The organism is Pseudomonas sp. LF-5 (assembly GCF_037626295.1).
Lineage (GTDB): Bacteria > Pseudomonadota > Gammaproteobacteria > Pseudomonadales > Pseudomonadaceae > Aquipseudomonas > Aquipseudomonas monsensis.
In genome coordinates this window covers 168957-189107 of record NZ_JARKMT010000009.1, presented here as the reverse complement: position 1 = coordinate 189107, position 20151 = coordinate 168957, and the positions used below count along the sequence as shown (strand labels likewise).

The following is a 20151-nucleotide window of genomic DNA, read 5'->3' as shown; positions in this document are numbered from 1 at the left end:
CGAAGTCTGTGATCTTTTTACGTCTGCGACACCTTCATCAATTTGCGCAACAGCGGCCGCCCCAACATCAACAGAAACACCGGCCCACCCACCAGCAAATAGAAGTAATACGTCACCACCCGCCAGATCAGGATCGCTGCCGCGGCGGTGGATTTGCCGACCATGGGCGTCAACAGTGCCGCCGAGGTCAACTCCGCAGCGCCCGCGCCGCCGGGTAACAGGCTGAACTGCCCGGCACCCAGCGACAGCATCTGCACCAGAAAGCTCCACGCCCACTGCAGGTCCGCGCCCAGCCCGCGCAGGGCCAGATACAGCACGCTGTAGCGCAGCAGCCAATGCACGCAGGTCAGGGCAAAAACCTTGATCAAGGTCTGTGTCGGCAGTTTCAGCGTGTCGATGAACGCCGCGAGAAAGTGCAGGAGTTTGCGCGCCCAGCGCCGGCGCGTACGGTGCTGAACATTCATGCCGGCGAGCAGGCGTCCGCTCAGGCGAATCAAGCGGCGATGGTAGCGCGCCAGGACGACGCAACTGAGCAGGCCGCCGAACAGGGAAACCGCGCTGACGATCAGCAGCCACTCCAGGCGATCGCTGAGGTGCTGAAACAACGCGTAGATCAGAATCGCGCTCAGGGCGCAGAGAAAAAACAGCAAGTCGCTCAACTGATCCATGGCAAACACCGCGCTGCCACGGGCCGGGCGCACCCCGCAGCGGGCCAGCAGCGCCATGATCGTCAGCGGTCCGCCGCTGCCGCCGGGGGTGGCGCAGTAGGCGAATTCGGCGGCCATCACCACCCCCAGACTCTTCAGCGGTGTGACGCGCTCCCGTTGATCGTCGAGCAACAGCCTCAGGCGCAGGGTGTTGATCCCCCAGCACAGCAGAATCATGCCGAACATAATCAGCAACCAGTTCAGCGGAAAGCTTTGCAGGCGCGCCCAGGTGTCGCTGCCGCCAAGCACGACAGGGATCAGCAGCGCCGCGAGCAGACCGATCAACAACAGAATGCCGCGGCTCATGCGGCGTGCTCCAGGCACTGGCGCTGTTGCGTCAGCCAGTCGATCTTGGTCATTGGCACTCGTCCTTCAGCCAGCAGTCGTTCAAGGGTGTGCAGCCAGTAATCCCGAGAGAAGGGGTGGCGCATGTCCACCGGGTGCAAGCCTAGACGAATCACCGGTGCCTGGCGCCAGCGCTGTTCGCGCTGGGCACTGACTATTTTTGACACGCCCCGACGCCAGGCACTGCGCGCGCTCCAGACCAGCCCCGGGGCAGCGATGGGGGTGAAATCCGGCAACCGATAGAGATGTTGCGGATCACTGGTGTAGCTCAGCGGCAATTCGCGCAAGGCCTGACGGGTGCCGTCGCTCATCAGCCACGCCGGGGCGACAAAACCGTGCAGCGGCCAATCGTGGCGTTGGAACGTTGCAATGCCGGCATGCAGGCGGGCGAGGGCGGCCTCGTGTGGCAACTGATAGAACTCGCCCTCATGGGTGTAGAGACGACGCATGAACCAGTCGCGCGGCGTGCTCGGGCCGGGTTCCTGGTCGTCATGGAAATAGCCGTGCAGGGCCAGTTCATCGCCACGGGCAACGCGTTCGCTGAGCAAGCGACAGAACTCCGGATGGGCGTCGAGCGCGTTACGGCGGTGAAAATCCGGCACGACCAGCCAAGTCATCGGCACGTCACCCATGGCGTCGACGGCTTCGACAAACGCTTGGTAGTCCGCCCATGTTTGCGGTGCCACGTCGTGCAGCACCAGTAACACGGCGGGACGATTCAGTGGCTCAGCCATTGGCAACCTTGGGCAGCGCGTGGCCGAGCACGGCGTGATAGTGGCCGAGCAGGCTGTCGACCACCGTGTCCCAGGCGTAATGCCGCTCTACATGCTGGCGTGCCTGCTGACCGAGCTTTTCAGCGCCGCGACTGAACAGCTCGCGCACGGCATTGGCCATGGCTTGCGGGTCATTCGGTGCACAGAGCAGGCCGCAGGATTCGCTGACGATCTCTGTGAAAGCGCCGGCCGCCACGGCCACCACCGGAATGCCACAGGCCATGGCTTCAAGGATCACCAGACCGAAGGTTTCCTGATCGCCGGCATGCAACAGCGCATCGGCGCTGGCCATCAGGCGCGCGACGGTCGCCGCCGGGCAGAAGCTGTCGATCACGCTGACGTTGTCTGGCACCCCGGCGGGCATTGACGAGCCGACCAGCAACAAGTGATAGCGTGGGCCCAGGCGCTGCATGCATTTGAGCAGGATCGGCAGGTTTTTTTCTTTCGAGCCGCGCCCGGCGAAGATCAACAGGCGAGTGTCCCCACCGATGCCCAGTTCTGCGCGCAGTCCGGGGTCGCGGGCGTCAGGATGGAAGGTTTGCAAATCGACGCCCAGCGGTTGCACGAACACATTGCGCACACCAAGGCCGATGAGTTTGTCGGCCATCACCTGACTCGGCGCCAGGACCCGGTCGAAGTTGCCATAGAGCCGGGTGACATAGGCTTCGATATTCGGCGTGACCCAATGGCCCATGCGGTTGCTGACCAGCAGTGGCAGGTCCGAGTGATAAAAGCCGATCACCGGCACATCCAGTTGCCGCCGCGCATCCAGGGCAGCCCAGGCGGTCAGATACGGATCGCCCACTTCGATCAGATCGGGCTGCAAATCCTGCAGGACGTTGCGCCACGGCGCCAGCCGCACCGGGAAACGATAGCCTTTGCCAAAGGGCAGAGCGGGGGCGGGAACCGTGTAAACACCATCGTGTTCACTGAAGTGGGCGCCAGGGATCAGCAGGCTGTGGCGAGTTGCAGGTTTAACGCCCAGCCGGCGGTGTTTGGCATCCAGATAAGTCCGCACGCCGCCGCTGGCCGGGGCGTAGAACATGGTGATGTCGGCGATGTGCACGGTGACTGTCCCTCCGCTGCGTGGTACTCCCTTGGTTGACCTTTATCAAGAATAGATGTTCGGTCGGGATTGCGCGGTGGGGCGGTTAGTGAAGTTTTGCCGTGTTTTGCGGTCCGTAATCGCTGGCAGGCGGGTTTCCACAGGGATTTGCGATAACGCAGCTCCCATGTGTGAGCCAGCCTGCTGGCGATGAGGGGCGTGCAGACGCTAGATGCGGAAACTGCCGACCAGTTGCTTCAACCGCGAAGCCTGTTGTTCCAGATCGGAACAGGCGCGCAACGTTGCCTGCAGGTTTTCCACGCCTTCCTGGTTCAGCGTGTTGATCTCGGTGATATCGACGTTGATCGACTCCACCACCGCCGTCTGCTCCTCGGTCGCCGTGGCCACCGACTGGTTCATCCCGTCGATCTCGCCAATGCGCTGAGTCACGCTGTTCAGGCGCTCCCCGGCGAGGTTGGCAATCTCGACGCTGTCCTGACTGTGGCGCTGGCTGTCGCTCATGGTGCTCACCGATTCGCGGGCACCGACTTGCAGCTCCTCGATCATGGTCTGCACCTGTTGCGCCGATTCCTGGGTGCGGTGCGCCAGGTTGCGCACTTCATCCGCCACCACGGCAAAGCCACGGCCGGCCTCACCGGCACGCGCCGCTTCGATCGCGGCGTTGAGCGCCAGCAGGTTGGTTTGCTGGGAAATGCTGGTGATCACTTCGAGAATCTGACCGATGTTCACGGTTTTGCTGTTCAGCGACTCGATGTTGCTGCTCGAGGCGCTGAGCATGCTCGACAGCTGATTCATTGCCTTGATGCTGCGATCGACCACTTGTTGGCCGTCTTCGGCGAGGCCACGGGCGTCGCTGGCCTGGTTCGAGGCTTGCGCGGCGTTGCGGGCGATTTCCTGGGCGGCGGCGCCGAGCTGGTTGATCGCGGCGGCTACGCTGCTGGTGCGCGAAGCCTGTTGATCGGAGTTGTACATCGACGAATTCGACGCCGCGACCACGCGCAACGCGACTTCGTTGACCTGTCCGGTGGCCGACGACACTTCGCGGATCGAGCCATGAATACGCTCGACGAAACGGTTGAACGCCGTACCCAGCACACCGAATTCATCGTGATTGACGATGGTCAGCCGTTTGGTCAGGTCGCCTTCGCCGTCGGCGATGTCTTCCATGGCGCGGGTCATGACGTGCAGCGGCTGGATCAGCAGGCGGATCAGCATGCCGAGCAGGGCGATGATGATCGCTACCGCAATGACGGTCGCAATCACCGCCGAGGTGCGGAACTGGCTGAGCATGGCGAAGGCTTTGTCCTTGTCCACCGATAGGCCGATGTACCAGTTCACCGACGGCAGGCCTTTGATTGGCGCGAAGGTCACGATACGGGTCTTGCCATCGACGGTGACTTCACTGAAATCGCCGCTGATGCGCGGGGTGTCCTGGGGATAGGCTTCCTTCAGTGATTTCATCACCAGTGCCTTGTCCGGGTGCACGAGGATCTTGCCGTCCGAGCTGACCAGGAACACATAACCCATGCCGTCGAAATCCCGCGCGGCGAGGGTGTCGACCAGCGATTGCAGGCTCAGGTCGCCGCCGACCACGCCAACGCTCTGGCCGGCCTTCTTCGAGGCGGTGGCGATGGAAATGATCAACTGGCCGGTGGCCGCGTCGATGTACGGTTCGGTCAGGGTCGAGGTGCTGCTGCTCTCGGCGCCCTTGTACCAGGGACGAACCCGAGGGTCGAAACCGTCCGGCATCTTCGTATCCGGGCGAATGGTGAAGTGACCGGTGGCGTCACCCAGATAGGTGGCCATGAACGTCGACGTCAGGGTTTTCTGTTCCAGCAGGCTGGCGACGTTGGCGGACTCGGGGTTGATGGCGATGTTCTGGGCGGCGTTTTCGATCAGCAGGATGCGGCCGTTGAGCCAGGTCTGGATATTGCCGGCAGTGACTTCGCCCATCTCGTTGAGATAGTTCTTCAGGTCATCGCGGATCGCGTTGCGCTGGAGCCAGTCGTTGTACAGCGTGAACGAGGCGAAGGCGGCGATGACGATGAGGGCGGCGGCAAGCAAAATTTTATGGCTGAAGCGCAGATTTTTGTTCATGGCTTGGGGTTCCGCTAAGGTCTTAATGTCCAGGGCGTGCTTTTATAGAAGCGCGCGTAATGGGCAAGGGTGAAAGTAAGCTGATATTTCCGTCTCTCCTTAGGGAAATGTCCGGCCCGACTTGTGATCGGGCTCTCACCTCTGTTTATCGGCCATGCAGAATCAAAGATTAACCATTGGGTGACAAAATGCCTGACTCCTCGCAACTCGTAATCGGTGCCGAACTCACAGGACAGCAGGTGGGGCAGGCCATGCGCCTGGCGAACCGCCACGGGCTCGTCGCCGGCGCCACCGGTACGGGTAAAACCGTCACCTTGCAGCGCCTTGCCGAAGCGTTCAGCGACGCCGGCGTGGCGGTGTTTGCCGCCGACATCAAGGGTGATCTGTGCGGCCTTGGCGCCGCTGGCAACCCTCAGGGCAAGGTCGCCGAGCGTATTGCCGGCATGCCGTGGCTCAATTACCAGCCCAAGGCTTACCCGGTAACGTTGTGGGACATCCACGGCGAGTCCGGTCATCCGTTGCGCACCACACTGAGCGAAATGGGTCCGCTGTTGATCGGCAGCCTGCTGGAACTCACCGACAGCCAGCAGTCGGCGCTGTATGCCGCGTTCAAGGTCGCAGACCGCGAAGGGCTGTTGCTGCTGGACTTGAAGGACCTCAAGGCCCTGCTTAACCACCTCAAGGACAATCCGCAACTGCTTGGCGAAGACGCGGCGCTGATGACCACCGGTTCCAGTCAGGCGCTGTTGCGGCGACTGGCGATCCTCGAACAGCAGGGCGCCGAGGCGCTGTTTGGCGAGCCGGCGCTGCAACTCGAAGACATTCTGCAACCGACCGCCGACGGCCGTGGACGCATTCACCTGCTGGACGCCAGTCGCCTGGTGCATGAAGCACCGAAGGTCTACGCGACCTTCCTGTTGTGGCTGCTGGCCGAGCTGTTCGAGCAGTTGCCGGAGCGCGGCGATGCCGATAAACCCCTGCTGGCCTTGTTCTTCGATGAGGCGCACTTGCTGTTCGGTGACACGCCCAAGGCCTTGCAGGAGCGCCTGGAGCAAGTGGTGCGGCTGATTCGTTCGAAAGGCGTCGGCGTGTACTTTGTGACCCAGTCGCCGGCGGACTTGCCGGATGACGTGTTGGCGCAGCTGGGTCTGCGCGTTCAGCACGGTTTACGTGCGTTCACCGCCAAGGAGCAGAAATCCCTGCGGGCAGTGGCCGATGGCTTCCGGCCGAACCCGGCATTCGACAGCCTGGCGGTGTTGACGGAGCTTGGCATCGGCGAGGCGCTGGTCGGCACGCTGACGGAAAAAGGTACGCCGGAAATGGTCCAGCGCGTCCTGGTGGCGCCGCCGCAGTCGCGGATCGGGCCGCTGAGCGAAACCGAACGCACGGTATTGATCGCCGGGTCGCCGTTCAAGGGCCGGTATGACAAACCGATCGACCGCGAGTCGGCGTATGAAATTCTGATGGGGCGCAAGGGGCTGGCGCCAGAAACTGAGGTCCCGGCAGGTAAGCCGGTGCCCGAAGAGCCGAGTCTTGCCGACAGGGCCGGGGAGTTTCTCGGGACGGCGGCCGGGCAGGCGTTGAAATCCGCCATGCGCCAGGCGGCCAATAATTTGGGTAAACAACTGGTGCGCGGCTTGATGGGCTCTTTGCTTGGAGGCAGCAAACGCCGCTGACCATTCTTTGCCGGCGAGCTAAATGTGGGAGCGAGGCTGCTCCCACATTGGATCTGCGCCCACGTTCAGATAGATTTCAGGACTTGTCTTTAGCGTGCGCCGCCAGCCGTTCCAGTGCCGCCCGCAGCCCCGGATCACTGATCCCGTCGGCCGTGGCCTGAATGGTCGCCGCCGCATCCGTCGACAAATCCATCGTATGTCCGGTCGCCCCGCGCTGCACGGTAGGCGGCTGCACCTTGAACAGAATGCGCGTCAGGCTGGCGAACTCGTCGAACATCTGCAATTGCCGCTGCAAGCGTTTCTGCTGATAACGCAGACGGGTGGCCCAATGGCCGTCGGTGACAATCAGCAACAGACTGCCTTCACGCCAGGACGCCACATGACAATGTTCGCGGGCGGCGGGTTGCAGTTGGCTTTCGAGCAAGCGTTGCAGATGCCCCAGACGTTGGGCATGGCCGAGAATGGCTTTGAGCGGCTTGGCTTCGCGCAGCAGAACGGCGGGTGCTCTGGCCGTAAGAGGGCGGAATGCCATGATCGAACACCTGAAGTAACAGAAACGCCATGGTAGCAGAAAGCGGCAAAATCACTCGCCCATTGCTTTTGTCCCTGCTTTACCCATTAAATCAACGACTAACTTCTTTCCTGTACGGGTTGAAGTTGAGCAAAAAGCCCCTATCTTAAGTGAGCCCCGTCAAAGCGCAGTGCCAGCATCGTGGAACATCGCCACTTTCCTCACTTCCGTTTCCGGGTAGAATGCTCGTTCGCATGCGGCCATGAGGGCTGCACGGGCGACGCTCACGGGGCCGCCCTCCATCCCTTTAGTGTGGAAGATCCTGCCGATATGTTTGCGCCTTTGTTAAAGAAACTTTTTGGAAGCAAGAACGAGCGTGAAGTCAAACGCATGCTCAAGACGGTGCAGCTCGTCAATGCCTTCGAAGAGCAAATGGTGGCCCTTTCGGACGATCAATTGCGTGCCAAGACCGCCGAGTTCAAGGCCCGCATCGCCAAAGGGGAAACCCTCGACAAGCTGCTGCCAGAAGCCTTTGCGGTCGCCCGCGAAGCCGGCAAGCGCGTCATGGGCATGCGCCACTTCGACGTACAGCTCGTCGGTGGCATGACCCTGCACGAAGGCAAGATTGCCGAAATGCGTACCGGTGAGGGTAAAACCCTCGTGGCGACCCTGGGTGTTTACCTCAACGCGCTGTCCGGCAAGGGCGTGCACGTGGTGACGGTGAACGACTATCTGGCCCGTCGTGACGCCAACTGGATGCGTCCGCTGTATGAATTCCTCGGCCTGACCGTCGGCGTCGTGACGCCGTTCCAGCCGCCGGAAGAGAAGCGCGCCGCCTACGCCGCCGACATCACCTACGGCACCAACAACGAATTCGGGTTCGACTACCTGCGCGACAACATGGCGTTCAGCATGGAAGAAAAATTCCAGCGCGAACTCAATTTTGCCGTGATCGACGAAGTCGACTCCATCCTCATCGACGAAGCGCGTACCCCGCTGATCATCTCCGGTCAGGCCGAGGACAGTTCCAAGCTGTACATGGAGATCAATAAACTGATCCCGCAGCTGGAACTGCACGTCGAAGAAGTCGAAGGCGAAGTCACCAAGGCCGGCCACTACACCGTTGACGAGAAGACCCGCCAGGTCGAGCTCAACGAAGCCGGTCACCAGTTCATCGAAGACATGCTCACCCGCGTCGGCCTGCTGGCTGAAGGCGAAAGCCTGTACTCGGCACACAACCTGGGCCTGCTGACCCACGTGTATGCCGGTCTGCGTGCGCACAAGCTGTTCAACCGCAACATTGAATACATCGTGCAGGACGGTCAGGTCGTGCTGGTCGACGAACACACCGGTCGTACCATGCCGGGCCGTCGTCTGTCCGAAGGCCTGCACCAGGCTATCGAAGCCAAGGAAGGTCTGAACATCCAGGCCGAAAGCCAGACCCTGGCCTCGACTACGTTCCAGAACTACTTCCGTCTGTACACCAAGCTGTCCGGCATGACCGGTACCGCCGACACCGAAGCGTTCGAATTCCACCAGATCTATGGTCTGGAAGTCATGGTCATTCCGCCGAACAAGCCGTTGGCGCGTAAGGACTTCAACGACCTGGTGTTCCTCACCGCCGAAGAGAAGTACGCGGCGATCGTGGCGGACATCAAGGAAAGCATGGCCGCCGGTCGTCCGGTGCTGGTGGGTACTGCCACCATCGAAACCTCCGAGCACATGTCCGCATTGCTCGTGAAGGAAGGCATCGAACACAAGGTTCTGAACGCCAAGTTCCACGAAAAAGAAGCCGAGATCATCGCACAGGCCGGTCGTCCGGGCGCCCTGACCATCGCCACCAACATGGCCGGTCGTGGTACCGACATCCTGTTGGGCGGTAACTGGGAAGTGGAAGTCGCGTCGCTGGAGAACCCGACCCCCGAGCAGATCGCGCAGATCAAGGCCGACTGGCAGAAGCGCCACCAGCAAGTGCTGGAATCCGGCGGTCTGCAGGTGATCGCGTCCGAGCGCCACGAATCCCGTCGTATCGACAACCAGCTGCGTGGCCGTGCCGGCCGTCAGGGCGATGCCGGTTCCAGCCGCTTCTACCTGTCGCTGGAAGACAGCCTGATGCGCATCTTCGCCTCTGACCGGGTGAAGAACTTCATGAAGGCCCTGGGCATGCAGCCGGGCGAAGCGATCGAGCACCGCATGGTGACCAACGCGATCGAGAAGGCGCAGCGCAAGGTTGAAGGCCGCAACTTCGACATCCGCAAGCAACTGCTCGAGTTCGACGACGTCAACAACGAACAGCGTAAAGTGATCTATCACATGCGTAACACGTTGCTGGCCGCTGACAACATCGGTGAAACCATCGCCGATTTCCGTCAGGACGTGCTCAACGCCACCGTCAGTGCCCACATTCCGCCGCAATCGCTGCCAGAGCAGTGGGACGTCGCCGGTCTGGAAGCCTCGATTGCCAGCGATTTCGGCGTGAAACTGCCGATCCAGCAGTGGCTTGACGAAGACGATCACCTGTACGAAGAAACCCTGCGCGAGAAGCTGATGCAGGAGCTGATCGCCGCGTACAACGAGAAAGAAGACCAGGCCGGTGCCGACGCACTGCGCTCTTTCGAGAAACAAATCGTTCTGCGCGTACTGGACGATCTGTGGAAAGACCACCTGTCGACCATGGATCACCTGCGTCACGGCATCCACCTGCGTGGCTACGCCCAGAAGAACCCGAAGCAGGAATACAAGCGCGAGTCGTTCACGCTGTTCTCCGAGCTGCTGGATTCGATCAAGCGTGACTCGATCCGTGTGTTGTCGCACGTTCAGGTCCGCCGCGAAGATCCGGAAGCCGAAGAACAACGCCTGCGTGAGGAGGCCGAAGCACTGGCCGCCCGCATGCAGTTCGAACACGCCGAAGCCCCGGGCCTGGACCAGCCGGAAGCCCTGGTCGGTGAAGAGGTCGATGTCGCCCTCGCCACTGCCCCGGTTCGCAACGAGCAGAAGCTGGGCCGCAACGAACTGTGCTACTGCGGTTCGGGCAAGAAATTCAAGCATTGCCACGGGCAGATCCAGTAAAACCCGTTTCAATCGCTGAAATACCCGCGCCGCGACCGGCTCCTGCCGTCGCGGCGTTTTGCCATTCAAGCCACCGTCCCTACGATTGGCGGTGCTGACATCATTGAGTAAGGAGCGCATTCATGGCTGTTGGTCTTGGTCCTTTGCCAACGTTGCACCCGGTTGCCGGTTTTGAACTCGGTATCGCCTCGGCCGGCATCAAGCGCCCGGGGCGCAAGGATGTGGTGGTGATGCGTTGCGCCGAAGGCTCTACGGTGGCGGGCGTGTTCACCCTGAACGCCTTTTGTGCGGCGCCGGTGATCCTGGCGAAACAACGTGTGCACAACGCTGTGCGCTACCTGCTGACCAACACCGGCAACGCCAATGCCGGTACCGGTGAGCCGGGCCTGGCTGCGGCCGAGCGCACCACGGCGAAGCTCGCCGAGCTGACCGGTGTCGATGCCAGCCAGATCCTGCCGTACTCCACCGGTGTGATCGGCGAGCCACTGCCGGTCGAGAAGATCGAAGGCGCCTTGCAAGCGGCGCTGGACGACCTGTCGGAAAACAACTGGGAAGCCGCAGCCACCGGCATCATGACCACCGACACCCTGCCCAAGGGTGCCAGCCGCCAGTTCCAGCATGATGGCGTGACCATCACCGTGACCGGTATCAGCAAAGGTGCGGGCATGATCCGCCCGAACATGGCGACCATGCTCGGCTACATCGCCACCGACGCCAAAGTCTCCCGTGATGTATTGCACAACCTGATGCTCGACGGCGCCAACAAGTCGTTCAACCGCATCACCATCGACGGCGACACCTCGACCAACGACTGCTGCATGCTGATTGCCACCGGCAAGGCTGCGCTGCCGGAAATCACTCGCGCTGAAGGCGAGCTGTTCAACAAGTTGAAGCAAGCGGTGTTCGAAGTGTGCATGGACGTGGCCCAGGCCATCGTGCGTGACGGCGAAGGCGCGACCAAGTTCGTCACTGTTGAAGTCAACGGCGGCGGCAATCACCAGGAATGCCTGGACGTCGGCTACACCGTGGCGCATTCGCCGCTGATCAAGACCGCACTGTTCGCCTCCGACCCGAACTGGGGCCGTATCCTGGCCGCTGTCGGCCGTGCCGGTGTGCCGGATCTGGACGTGAGCAAGATCGACGTGTTCCTCGGTGACGTGTGCATCGCCAGCCGTGGCGCCCGCGCAAGCACCTACACTGAGGCGCAGGGTTCGGCGGTGATGCAGCAGGAAGAAATCACCATCCGCATCGAGCTGGGTCGCGGTGATTGCAGCGAAACCATCTGGACCACCGACCTGTCGCATGAATACGTGAAGATCAACGCTGAATACCGCACTTGATCTAAAAGGTGGGGGCGGGCTGTCGGCCTCTTCGCGAGCAAGCTCGCTCCCACAGTGGTTTCGGCCGTTCACACATGCTGTGTACACCCAAGAACCTGTGGGAGCGAGCTTGCTCGCGAAAGCGATGGTTCAGACTCGACAAGTTTAGAAGCTTCCTCTGACGAAAAGGCGCCACACCCATGTCCCTGCACCTGATCATCGGCGACAAACTGCTTTCCTCCTGGTCCCTGCGCGCCGCCCTGGCCGTTGAACTGACCGGCGCACCCTACAGCGAAGAACTGATCAAACTCGGCAAGCCCGACACCCGCGCGCTGCTGCTCAAGCACTCGCCGACCGCCAAGGTCCCGCTGCTGCAAACCTCGCGCGGCACCATCGCTGACTCATTAGCCATCGCCGAGTACCTCGCCGAGCAGTTTCCGTCCGAGCAACTCTGGCCGACAGATATATTCGCCCGCGCCCAGGCACGATCCGCCTGCGCACAAATGCACAGCGGCTTCTTCGCCATGCGCAATCACATGCCGTTCAACCTCAGCCACGACGCACCGTTGAACCCGGTGCCGCCAGAGGTCAAGGTCGATATCGAACGCATGCTCGCGCTGTGGGCCGAATGCCGTGCTGCTGCCACCGAGAGCGGGCCGTACCTGTTTGGTCGGGTGAGTCTGGCCGATGCCTTCTTCGCGCCGATTGCCGTGCGCCTGCGCACCTATCAGGTCAAGCTGCCAGCGGCCGACGAAGCCTATGTTGAAACCGTCTACCAATGGCCGGCCTTCAAGGCGTGGCAAAAGGCTGGACTGGAGGAGTTGAATCCGTGAAACGCGTACACGTCGCCGCCGCCGTCATTCGTGACGACAGCGGCAAAGTTCTCATCGCCCGCCGTGCCGACACCCAGCATCAGGGTGGCTTGTGGGAGTTTCCCGGCGGCAAGGTCGAGGCCGACGAGTCGGTGGAAACCGCGCTGGCCCGTGAGCTGCACGAAGAGTTGGGCATTGTCGTCGGTGCTGCCCGTCCACTGATCAAGGTTCACCACGACTATCCCGACAAGCAGGTGTTGCTGGATGTCTGGGAAGTGTCGAGCTTCAGCGGCGAACCCCACGGTGCCGAAGGTCAGCCGCTGGCCTGGGTCACCGCGAAGGAGCTGGTGGACTATGAGTTTCCCGCCGCCAATCAGCCGATCGTCGCGGCGGCGCGTTTACCGGGCGACTATTTGATCACTCCGGAAGACCTGGAAGCCCCGGCCTTGTTACGCGGCATCCAGAAAGCGATTGCCGGCGGGATCAAGTTGATCCAGTTGCGCGCACCGAACGGCTATGACCCCAAGTATCGCGATCTGGCGGTGGACGCGGCCGGTCTGTGTGCCGGCAAGGCGCAGTTGATGATCAAGGGGCCGTTCGAGTGGCTCGGCGATTTCCCGTCCGCCGGTTGGCACATCACGGCCGCGCAATTGCGTAAATACGCGGCGGCGGGGCGGCCGTTGCCGGCGGAGCGCTGGCTGGCGGCGTCGTGCCACAGCGCTGAAGAACTGGCACTGGCCGAGCAGATGGGCGTGGACTTCGTCACGTTGTCGCCGGTGCAGCCGACCTTGACCCATCCGGATGCGCAGCCATTGGGCTGGGAGCAAGCGTCGACGTTGATCGACGGCTTCAGCAAGCCGGTGTTTCTGTTGGGTGGGGTTGGCCCGGCTGAGCGCGAAAAAGCCTGGGGCGTCGGTGCACAAGGCGTGGCGGGGATTCGCGCGTTCTGGCCGGATTCTCTGTAACGGCTGCTGGCCTCTTCGCGAGCAAGCTCGCTCCCACATTTGACTGCATTCCAACTGGATGAACCGAATCAACTGTGGGAGCGAGCTTGCTCGCGAAGGCGGCCTGTCAGACGCTACTTTTCTGCAGGTTTTACCGCCGGCTGCCACAAAATCTCCGCAATCCCCTGCCGCCGCGCAATCAACCTGGCCGCGACGAACAACAAATCCGACAACCGATTGATATACGCCAGGCCGACCCCGGCCAACGGCTCAAGCGCATTCAAATGCTGACAACGGCGCTCGGCACTGCGCGCCAGGCTCCGGCACACATGCGCCTGAGCAATCAGCAGTGAACCGCCGGGCAGTATGAAGTTCTCCAGCGGCCCCAATTCTTCATTCCACGCATCAATCGCTGCTTCCAGACGCTGGATTTCCGCCGTATTCAACGCCTGATATTCCGGCATCGCCAGCTCGCCGCCGAGATCGAACAGCCGGTGCTGACAAGGCGCCAACACTTCGATCAGCTCATTCAGCCCCGGACAGGCCTCGCGCTCGGCCAGCAACCCGGCCAGCAGCACGCCGAGCTGACTGTTCAGCGTATCGACTTCGCCAATCGCCTCGATCCGCGGATGATCCTTGGGCACGCGACGTCCATCGCCCAGACCAGTTTCGCCTGTGTCGCCGGTGCGGGTGTAAATCTTCGACAAGCGAAAGCCCATGCTTTACCTCGGTAGTTGATTGTTTTCGGCCGCTATCGGCGCAGGTTGCGTCAGCGGCAGGCGCAGGGTGAAGCAGGTACCCTGGCCGGGCGCCGATTGCACTTCCATCTGGCCTTTGTGGTTGTTGGTGATGATGAAATACGACACCGACAAACCCAGCCCCGTGCCTTGGCCGATTTCCTTGGTGGTGAAGAACGGCTCGAACGTGCGTTTGCGCACGCTCTCGCTCATGCCGATCCCGTTGTCTTCGACCTGAATCTCGGCCCACGGCGGATTGAGCCGGGTGCGCAGGATGATCCGCCCGGGCTCGCTGTCATCTTCGCGCTGGTGAATGGCCTGCGCGGCGTTTTTCAGCAGGTTGAGCAACACTTGCTCCAGCTCGTTGGCGGTGCCTGGCACCGGACCGAGGGCCGGGTCGAATTGACGGATGATTGCTTGCCCCTTGAAGTCGAAGCCGATGGCCAGGTCGAAGTCGTTGCCGGCGATTTCCACGGCCTGATCAATCAGCGCCGGCAGATCGCATGGCGCCATTTGCCGGGTGCTGCGACGGCTGAAGCTGAGCATATGGGTGACGATCTTCGCGGCCCGTGCGCCGGCCTGTTGAATGCCGTCGAGCAACTGCGGGACCTCCCGGCCCTGCAAGTAACGATTGACCGTGTCCAGATCGATGCCCAGTTGCTCGGCGGTTTCGAGGTTCTTCGGCAGGTCCGCCGACAGCCGCCGACGAATGTTCTGCACGTTGTGCAGGATCGCCCCCAGCGGGTTGTTGATTTCGTGAGCCATGCCAGCGGCAAGTCCACCGACCGAAAGCATTTTTTCCGACTGCACCATCATCTCTTCCAGCGACAGGCGCTGGGTGATGTCGTCGATACGGATCACCACGCCACGCCCGGCGCCGCCCATCAATGGGTAGAAGGTCAGGGCGTAATGCTTGGGTTCGTCGTCCTTGAACCAGGTCACCCGCTCGATTTTCGCCACGGTGTGTTCTTCCACAGTCTGCTTGAGTTGTGGCAGAAATGGCTTGAGTGGCTCGAACGCGAGGAAGATCGGCTGGTTCAGCGCTTCGTCCAGGCGCGTACCGGAAAGCGCACTGGCCTCCTGGTTCCACTGGGTGACATAAAGCTGTTCGTCGAGGGCGATCAGTGCCGAGGGCATCGAGTCGATGATGCTGTTGAGGTAATTCTGGAAGCCGGTGAGCTTCTTCTCGATCTTGCTGCGCACCTGGACTTCCAGTTCCAGTTTGCGGTTGGTGTGGCGGGTTTCCTCGGCAAGCCCCTGCGCCTGATCGTAGGCGGCTTGCGAGTCATCGCGCGCACGCTTGAGCTGTTGCTCACGGGCTTCGATGCGCGACAGCATGGTGTTGAACGCTTCCGCGAGGCTGCCGATTTCGTCGTGGTTGCCCCGTGAGGCGCGCAGGGCATAGTTTTCCTCGCGGGTCACCTGGCGCGACAACTCTTCAAGTTGATGAATCGGATGGGTGATCAGGCGTTTGATCTGCCGGGCAATCACCAGCCACAGCAGCACACTGAAGATCAGGATGCCGAGGCTCGCGGTCAACGTGCCAGTGTAGAACGCCATCGGCAGCTCGCTGCTCGCGACCAGTAGCAAATGGCCCGGTGCGGTACCGGGGCGGGGCAGGGTGATCAACTGGTTACTGCGAAACTCGGTGAGTTGCCAGGCTTCGATGTGCCGGTAACGTTCCGGCAAGTTGAGTTTGTCGCCGCGTTGCATCTGCGCGAGCCGTTCGCCTTTGCCGTCATACAGCGCGGCGGCGCGCAGTGGAGAATAGCTGTCGAGTTCCTTGAGCAGGCGCTCGGCGCTTTGCGGCGATTCCAGGGCTTGTGACACCAGGCTGGGGTTGGAAATCAGCCGGCCGATGGTCTGCAGTGCCTGCGGCGCCATGCTTTCCTGGGAGATGTAGTAGGCGGCACTGATGAACGTCAGGTTGGCAACCAGCAGGACAGTGGTCAACAGCACCAGCAGGGCGGCCAGCAGTTTCTGGCCGACCGGCAGGTTTTCAAGGCGCTGGCGCAATGGCATCAGAGTAATCGCAGCAAAGGAACAAGCGGTCAGCGTAGCGGGTGCTCAGTCGCTGGGCAATCCAAGGCTGTGCAGATGAGCGACCAGGCGCACTTGCAACTGATTGAGATGGGGCAAGTGCAGTTGATGGCGCGTGGCAACTTTGCAGGCGTGGCCCAATAGATAACTGATTTCGGTACGGCGCCGGCTGGCCACGTCCTGATACATCGAAGAGTAATTGGCCGCGGTGGCCAGGATCACCCGCTCGACTTCCTGTTGCAGGTTGTCTGCCGCTGCCGGTTGGCCGCAGCGCTGCAGTAACTCGGTCAGTTCCGCGCACAGGATAGCGACTTCACAGTGATGCGCCTGCAATCCACCGTTACGGCAGTCATGCAGCACGGTCAGCGGGTTGATCGCACAGTTGAGCGCCAGCTTGCGCCACAGCCGGGTGAGGATATCGGTGCTCCACTCATGAGGGATTTTCGCCGCGTCCAGATCATCCAGCCAGATCGGCGCCACCGCATGCGCGACGTCGCCGAGCCAGGTGTAGCCGTGACCGGCAAACACCACCCGCCAGTCGCCGTCGCGAAAGGCGCCTTCGGTGCTCGAGGCGCTGATGCAGCGTGCCTGCGGGACGCGGTTGGCGACGGCGTCCTGACTGCCGAGGCCGTTTTGCAGCAAGATCAGTTCAGCGTCGGCTGTCAGGCGTGAAGCGAGGCCGGCGACGGCGTTTTCGGCGTCGTATGCCTTGCACGCCACGAGCAGGCGGCGGATCGGCTCTGGGTCGTCGGTCGTTTGCGCGGGGACGGCATAGGTGTTGGCTTCGCCGTGTTCGACCAGCGTCAGGCCGCCGGCTGCGTTATAGCTGCGCAAACGCTCGGTATCACGCACGATCAGCCGCACCGCCAGCCCCGCCCGGGCCAGGCGGGTGGCCCATAGCGTGCCGAGGCTGCCGGCGCCGAGAACGTGCCAGGGGGTGGACATCAGTTTTTCACTCGGTAAGGTACTGGCATGCAAGGCTCGCCGTATCGGTGGGAAAAGACCCGTTATAATGAGCCCGATTTTAACCGCAAGCCAAGCGCGCTCCATCCTCATCGGGCGCGCCTTTTTATTGGAGAGATTACATGCCGTCGTTCGACGTGGTATCCGAACTGGACAAACACGAGCTGACCAACGCGGTCGAGAACGCCGTGAAGGAACTCGATCGTCGTTATGACCTGAAAGGCAAAGGCAGCTTCGAGTTCAAGGAAAAGGACCTGACCGTCAACCTGACCGCTGAAGCCGGGTTCCAGCTGGAAGCGATGATCGAGATCCTGAAGCTGGCCCTGACCAAGCGCAAGATTGATGTGCAGTGCCTGGAAGTCAAAGACGCTTACGCCTCGGGCAAGCTGATGAAGCAGGACGCCATCCTCAAGGAAGGCATCGACAAGGAGCTGGCGAAGAAGATCGTCGCGCACATCAAGGACGCCAAGCTCAAGGTTCAGGCCGCCATCCAGGGCGAGCAGGTGCGTGTTACCGGCAAGAAGCGCGACGACCTGCAGGAAGCCATCGCGGCCCTGCGTGCCAAGGAATTCGGCATGCCACTGCAATTCAACAATTTCCGCGACTAAGCTTTCCGGTCGGGGAACCTCTCGGCGTTTTCAACGTCCGAGGGCCCAGCAGCGGCAGAAACGATTGAGCCCCAACAGGTTCAGTCTTTCTGCCGTTGATTTTTTACAGGCCGGGTAGCCGGAAATCAGGAGATAGAAGATGGATTTGAATGCTGAGGTAGACAACCTGGTCAAGGCATCCCAAGCGTGGATTCCGATGATCATGGAATACGGCAGCCGCGTGTTACTGGCGGTGATTACCCTGGCGATCGGCTGGTGGCTGATCAACAAGGTCACGCAAAAGCTCGGCGGTCTGCTGGCCCTGCGCAATGCTGACCTAGCGCTGCAAGGCTTCATCAGCAGCCTGGCGAACATCATTCTCAAGGTGTTGCTGATCGTCAGCGTGGCCTCGATGATCGGTGTTGAAACCACCTCGTTCGTTGCCGCGATTGGTGCGGCGGGCCTGGCCATCGGTCTGGCATTGCAAGGCAGCCTGGCGAACTTCGCCGGCGGCGTGCTGATTCTGCTGTTCCGCCCGTTCCGCATCGGTGACTGGATCGAAGCGCAGGGCGTGTCGGGTACGGTCGACAGCATCCAGATTTTCCACACCGTGCTGCGTACCGGCGACAACAAGACCATCATCGTGCCGAATGGCAACCTGTCGAACGGCATCATCACCAACACCAATCGTCAGCCAACCCGCAAAGTGGTGTTCGATGTGGGTGTCGATTACGAAGCCGATCTGCAAAAGGCCCGTCAGGTGCTGCTGGATCTGGCCAAAGATGAGCGTGTGCTGCAGGATCCTGCGCCGCAAGCCGTGATTTCGACACTGGGTGACAGTTCAATCACTGTATCCCTGCGTGTCTGGGTGAAAACCGCAGACTACTGGGATGTGCTGTTCATGTTTAACGAACAGTCGCGTGATCGTTTAAAGACTGCCGGCATTGATATTCCTTTTCCGCAACGCGTGATCCGCGTTGTGCAGGAATCGGCAACACAATGATAGGTTGCTAATTAATTGCCTGACTTGTCGGTCAGGCAACTATTGCAAGTGACAGGTAATAAAAAAGGCCCATCGCAAGATGGGCCTTTTTGTTGTTACCGCAAACTAGTGTTTGGCGATTACAAGATCGACAGTGGGTAGTCGACGATCAGGCGGAACTCGTTGATATCGCCTTCAGCCTGGTCGGCGTTGCCACGGTGCCATGCTTGACGAATACGGAAGGACAGGTCTTTGGCAGGGCCGGCCTGAACTACGTATTTGGCTTCAAGGTTGGTTTCGTGATGCTTGCCATCTTCGCCGTAACCGTAAGAGTTGTATGGGCTGCTGGCGTCCATTTTGGTGCCGTCGATGTCCCAACCTTTTACGTAACGGGTCATGAAGCTCAGGCCCGGAACGCCGTACTCGGCCATTTTCAGGTCGTAACGAATCTGTGCAGATTTTTCGTTAGGGCCGTTGAAGTCGGAGTACTGGATGGAGTTAGCCAGGAAGATCGAGTCGCCACCACGGTTGTTGTCACCCACGCCGACGTAGTCGAACGGCGTATCACCATTGACCTTCTGGAAGGCCAGAGTCACGGTGTGTGCTTTCAGGAACGAGAGCGCAGTTGCCAGAGAGAACGTGGTGTTGCTGATGTCACCGGCTTTGGAATCGCCACTGTCAGTGGTGCGGTAGATATTGAAGTCGGTGTTCAGCGAAGTGTCACCACTGATCGGGGTGGTGAGGTTCACGTTGCTGTAGTACTGGTTCCAGATATCCTTGAACTTCGAACCGTAGAGCGAGACGCTCAGGTTCTCGGTGATGCCGTATTTACCACCGGCAAAGTCCATGGTTTTGCCGGTGACAGGGTTTTCACCGGTGCTGGAGTACTGCGAGTGCAACTCACCATCGCTGTTCATCTCGTCCTGGCTGGAGGCCGAGTAGAAGTGGCCTGCTTCCAGATCCAGGTTGTCGATTTCGCTGCTTTGCAGTTGGAAACCGGTTGCGGTCTGAGGAATCAGACGGGAGCCGCCAACGGCGAAGACTGGAGCGGTGCTTGGCTGGAACTCGCCGAATTTCAGCTCGGTCTTGGAGATGCGGGCCTTGATCGCTGCGCCTGCTTTACCGAGGGAGTCGTTGGCATGACCTTGGGAGTCGAGGCTGGTGTTGCCCGAACCTGTGGTGCCATCGCCACCATCCAGTTTGATGCCCAGGTAGCCGAACGCATCAACACCCACGCCGACGGTACCTTGGGTGTAACCGGAGCTGAAGTTGCTCAGGAAACCTTGAGTCCAGTCTCGCTGATCGTTTGATCCGGCTTTTCTGTCTCGGTTGAAGTAATAGTTGCGCAGCAACACATCAAACTTCGCGTCTTCAACAAAACCTTTGGCTTCAGCCTGGTCACTTACAAACGGGGCGGCCGTTGCCACTTGAGTACTGGCTGCTGCAGCAACTGCCAGTGCGATCATGCTCCACTTCATCACGCGCATCGTGATTTGCTCCTTTGGTTTTAGAAGAGTACTGCC

At 60.9% G+C, this 20151-nt stretch carries 16 protein-coding genes and 1 pseudogene; 7 read left to right on the top strand and 10 right to left on the bottom strand.

The window, feature by feature from the left end:
- Positions 1-17 precede the first annotated feature (17 nt).
- The 5 genes and pseudogenes from PseuLF5_RS22515 to PseuLF5_RS28335 all read right to left on the bottom strand — a co-directional run.
- Complete coding sequence (locus tag PseuLF5_RS22515) at positions 18-1013, bottom strand: lysylphosphatidylglycerol synthase transmembrane domain-containing protein (protein ID WP_340134777.1); 996 nt, start codon at positions 1011-1013, stop codon at positions 18-20.
- Positions 1010-1786, bottom strand: coding sequence for a DUF2334 domain-containing protein (locus PseuLF5_RS22510; protein ID WP_340134776.1), 777 nt, complete (start codon positions 1784-1786; stop codon positions 1010-1012). Before PseuLF5_RS22510 ends, PseuLF5_RS22515 begins: the two co-directional genes overlap by 4 nt.
- Positions 1779-2891, bottom strand: coding sequence for a glycosyltransferase family 4 protein (locus PseuLF5_RS22505; RefSeq protein WP_429540503.1), 1113 nt, complete (start codon positions 2889-2891; stop codon positions 1779-1781). Before PseuLF5_RS22505 ends, PseuLF5_RS22510 begins: the two co-directional genes overlap by 8 nt.
- 207 nt (positions 2892-3098) lie before the next feature.
- Entirely contained in the window at positions 3099-3863 is a 765-nt protein-coding gene (locus tag PseuLF5_RS28340; RefSeq protein ID WP_371043227.1) for a methyl-accepting chemotaxis protein, read from the bottom strand.
- Between the two features lie 93 nt (positions 3864-3956).
- Positions 3957-4988 (bottom strand): annotated as a pseudogene (locus PseuLF5_RS28335) (cache domain-containing protein); the annotation flags it as partial.
- A gap of 188 nt (positions 4989-5176) precedes the next feature.
- Here PseuLF5_RS28335 and PseuLF5_RS22495 point away from each other — a divergent pair.
- Positions 5177-6664 carry a helicase HerA-like domain-containing protein gene (locus PseuLF5_RS22495; RefSeq protein ID WP_123467320.1) on the top strand — a complete coding sequence of 496 codons (1488 nt, stop codon included), beginning with the start codon at positions 5177-5179 and terminating at the stop codon, positions 6662-6664.
- 76 nt (positions 6665-6740) lie between these two features.
- Here the strand turns inward: PseuLF5_RS22495 and PseuLF5_RS22490 are convergent, their stop codons facing one another.
- Positions 6741-7196: a DUF721 domain-containing protein gene (locus PseuLF5_RS22490; protein ID WP_123467243.1), complete on the bottom strand. Its 456-nt coding sequence runs from the start codon at positions 7194-7196 to the stop codon at positions 6741-6743.
- A 309-nt stretch (positions 7197-7505) separates the two neighbouring features.
- Between PseuLF5_RS22490 and secA the strand changes: the two genes are divergently transcribed.
- The 4 genes from secA (at position 7506) to PseuLF5_RS22470 (ending at position 13340) form a co-directional block, all read left to right on the top strand.
- Entirely contained in the window at positions 7506-10244 is a 2739-nt protein-coding gene (gene secA / locus PseuLF5_RS22485) for a preprotein translocase subunit SecA (protein ID WP_123467241.1), read from the top strand.
- A 122-nt stretch (positions 10245-10366) separates the two neighbouring features.
- Entirely contained in the window at positions 10367-11584 is a 1218-nt protein-coding gene (gene argJ, locus PseuLF5_RS22480) for a bifunctional glutamate N-acetyltransferase/amino-acid acetyltransferase ArgJ (RefSeq protein WP_128614079.1), read from the top strand.
- A 179-nt stretch (positions 11585-11763) separates the two neighbouring features.
- Positions 11764-12396, top strand: coding sequence for a glutathione S-transferase family protein (locus PseuLF5_RS22475; RefSeq protein ID WP_222832195.1), 633 nt, complete (start codon positions 11764-11766; stop codon positions 12394-12396).
- The gene (locus PseuLF5_RS22470; protein ID WP_267798965.1) at positions 12393-13340 is read left to right on the top strand and encodes a Nudix family hydrolase; all 948 of its coding nucleotides are present in this window, start codon (positions 12393-12395) and stop codon (positions 13338-13340) included. Before PseuLF5_RS22475 ends, PseuLF5_RS22470 begins: the two co-directional genes overlap by 4 nt.
- 113 nt (positions 13341-13453) lie before the next feature.
- Here the strand turns inward: PseuLF5_RS22470 and PseuLF5_RS22465 are convergent, their stop codons facing one another.
- Genes PseuLF5_RS22465 through PseuLF5_RS22455 form a run of 3 tightly spaced genes read right to left on the bottom strand, consistent with a single transcriptional unit; the run spans position 13454 to position 17041 of the window.
- A complete protein-coding gene (locus PseuLF5_RS22465) occupies positions 13454-14038 on the bottom strand; it encodes a cob(I)yrinic acid a,c-diamide adenosyltransferase (protein WP_340134775.1) in 585 nt (194 codons plus the stop codon).
- 3 nt (positions 14039-14041) lie between these two features.
- On the bottom strand, positions 14042-16078 hold the full coding sequence (locus PseuLF5_RS22460) for a sensor histidine kinase (protein ID WP_123467230.1): 2037 nt from the start codon (positions 16076-16078) through the stop codon (positions 14042-14044).
- Between the two features lie 45 nt (positions 16079-16123).
- On the bottom strand, positions 16124-17041 hold the full coding sequence (locus tag PseuLF5_RS22455) for a putative 2-dehydropantoate 2-reductase (protein WP_340134774.1): 918 nt from the start codon (positions 17039-17041) through the stop codon (positions 16124-16126).
- A 140-nt stretch (positions 17042-17181) separates the two neighbouring features.
- On the opposite strand from PseuLF5_RS22455, the gene PseuLF5_RS22450 reads away from it, so the two are divergent.
- Both PseuLF5_RS22450 and PseuLF5_RS22445 read left to right on the top strand, forming a co-directional pair.
- Positions 17182-17667, top strand: coding sequence for a YajQ family cyclic di-GMP-binding protein (locus tag PseuLF5_RS22450; protein ID WP_003227548.1), 486 nt, complete (start codon positions 17182-17184; stop codon positions 17665-17667).
- Positions 17668-17806: 139 nt separating this feature from the next.
- Positions 17807-18649, top strand: a complete 843-nt coding sequence (locus PseuLF5_RS22445; RefSeq protein ID WP_123467226.1) for a mechanosensitive ion channel family protein — start codon at positions 17807-17809, stop codon at positions 18647-18649.
- Positions 18650-18768: 119 nt separating this feature from the next.
- Here PseuLF5_RS22445 and PseuLF5_RS22440 read toward each other — a convergent pair whose 3' ends face one another.
- Positions 18769-20115 carry an OprD family porin gene (locus PseuLF5_RS22440; RefSeq protein ID WP_150774433.1) on the bottom strand — a complete coding sequence of 449 codons (1347 nt, stop codon included), beginning with the start codon at positions 20113-20115 and terminating at the stop codon, positions 18769-18771.
- Positions 20116-20151: the final 36 nt, after the last annotated feature.

Bases quoted from the DNA above. Each gene is read 5' to 3' on its own strand.
- PseuLF5_RS22515 (WP_340134777.1), bottom strand. From the start codon at position 1,013: ATGAGCCGCGGCATTCTGTTGTTGATCGGTCTGCTCGCGGCGCTGCTG.
- PseuLF5_RS22510 (WP_340134776.1), bottom strand. From the start codon at position 1,786: ATGGCTGAGCCACTGAATCGTCCCGCCGTGTTACTGGTGCTGCACGAC.
- PseuLF5_RS28340 (WP_371043227.1), bottom strand. From the start codon at position 3,863: ATGTACAACTCCGATCAACAGGCTTCGCGCACCAGCAGCGTAGCCGCC.
- PseuLF5_RS22495 (WP_123467320.1), top strand. From the start codon at position 5,177: ATGCCTGACTCCTCGCAACTCGTAATCGGTGCCGAACTCACAGGACAG.
- PseuLF5_RS22490 (WP_123467243.1), bottom strand. From the start codon at position 7,196: ATGGCATTCCGCCCTCTTACGGCCAGAGCACCCGCCGTTCTGCTGCGC.
- secA (WP_123467241.1), top strand. From the start codon at position 7,506: ATGTTTGCGCCTTTGTTAAAGAAACTTTTTGGAAGCAAGAACGAGCGT.
- argJ (WP_128614079.1), top strand. From the start codon at position 10,367: ATGGCTGTTGGTCTTGGTCCTTTGCCAACGTTGCACCCGGTTGCCGGT.
- PseuLF5_RS22475 (WP_222832195.1), top strand. From the start codon at position 11,764: ATGTCCCTGCACCTGATCATCGGCGACAAACTGCTTTCCTCCTGGTCC.
- PseuLF5_RS22465 (WP_340134775.1), bottom strand. From the start codon at position 14,038: ATGGGCTTTCGCTTGTCGAAGATTTACACCCGCACCGGCGACACAGGC.
- PseuLF5_RS22460 (WP_123467230.1), bottom strand. From the start codon at position 16,078: ATGCCATTGCGCCAGCGCCTTGAAAACCTGCCGGTCGGCCAGAAACTG.
- PseuLF5_RS22455 (WP_340134774.1), bottom strand. From the start codon at position 17,041: ATGTCCACCCCCTGGCACGTTCTCGGCGCCGGCAGCCTCGGCACGCTA.
- PseuLF5_RS22450 (WP_003227548.1), top strand. From the start codon at position 17,182: ATGCCGTCGTTCGACGTGGTATCCGAACTGGACAAACACGAGCTGACC.
- PseuLF5_RS22445 (WP_123467226.1), top strand. From the start codon at position 17,807: ATGGATTTGAATGCTGAGGTAGACAACCTGGTCAAGGCATCCCAAGCG.
- PseuLF5_RS22440 (WP_150774433.1), bottom strand. From the start codon at position 20,115: ATGCGCGTGATGAAGTGGAGCATGATCGCACTGGCAGTTGCTGCAGCA.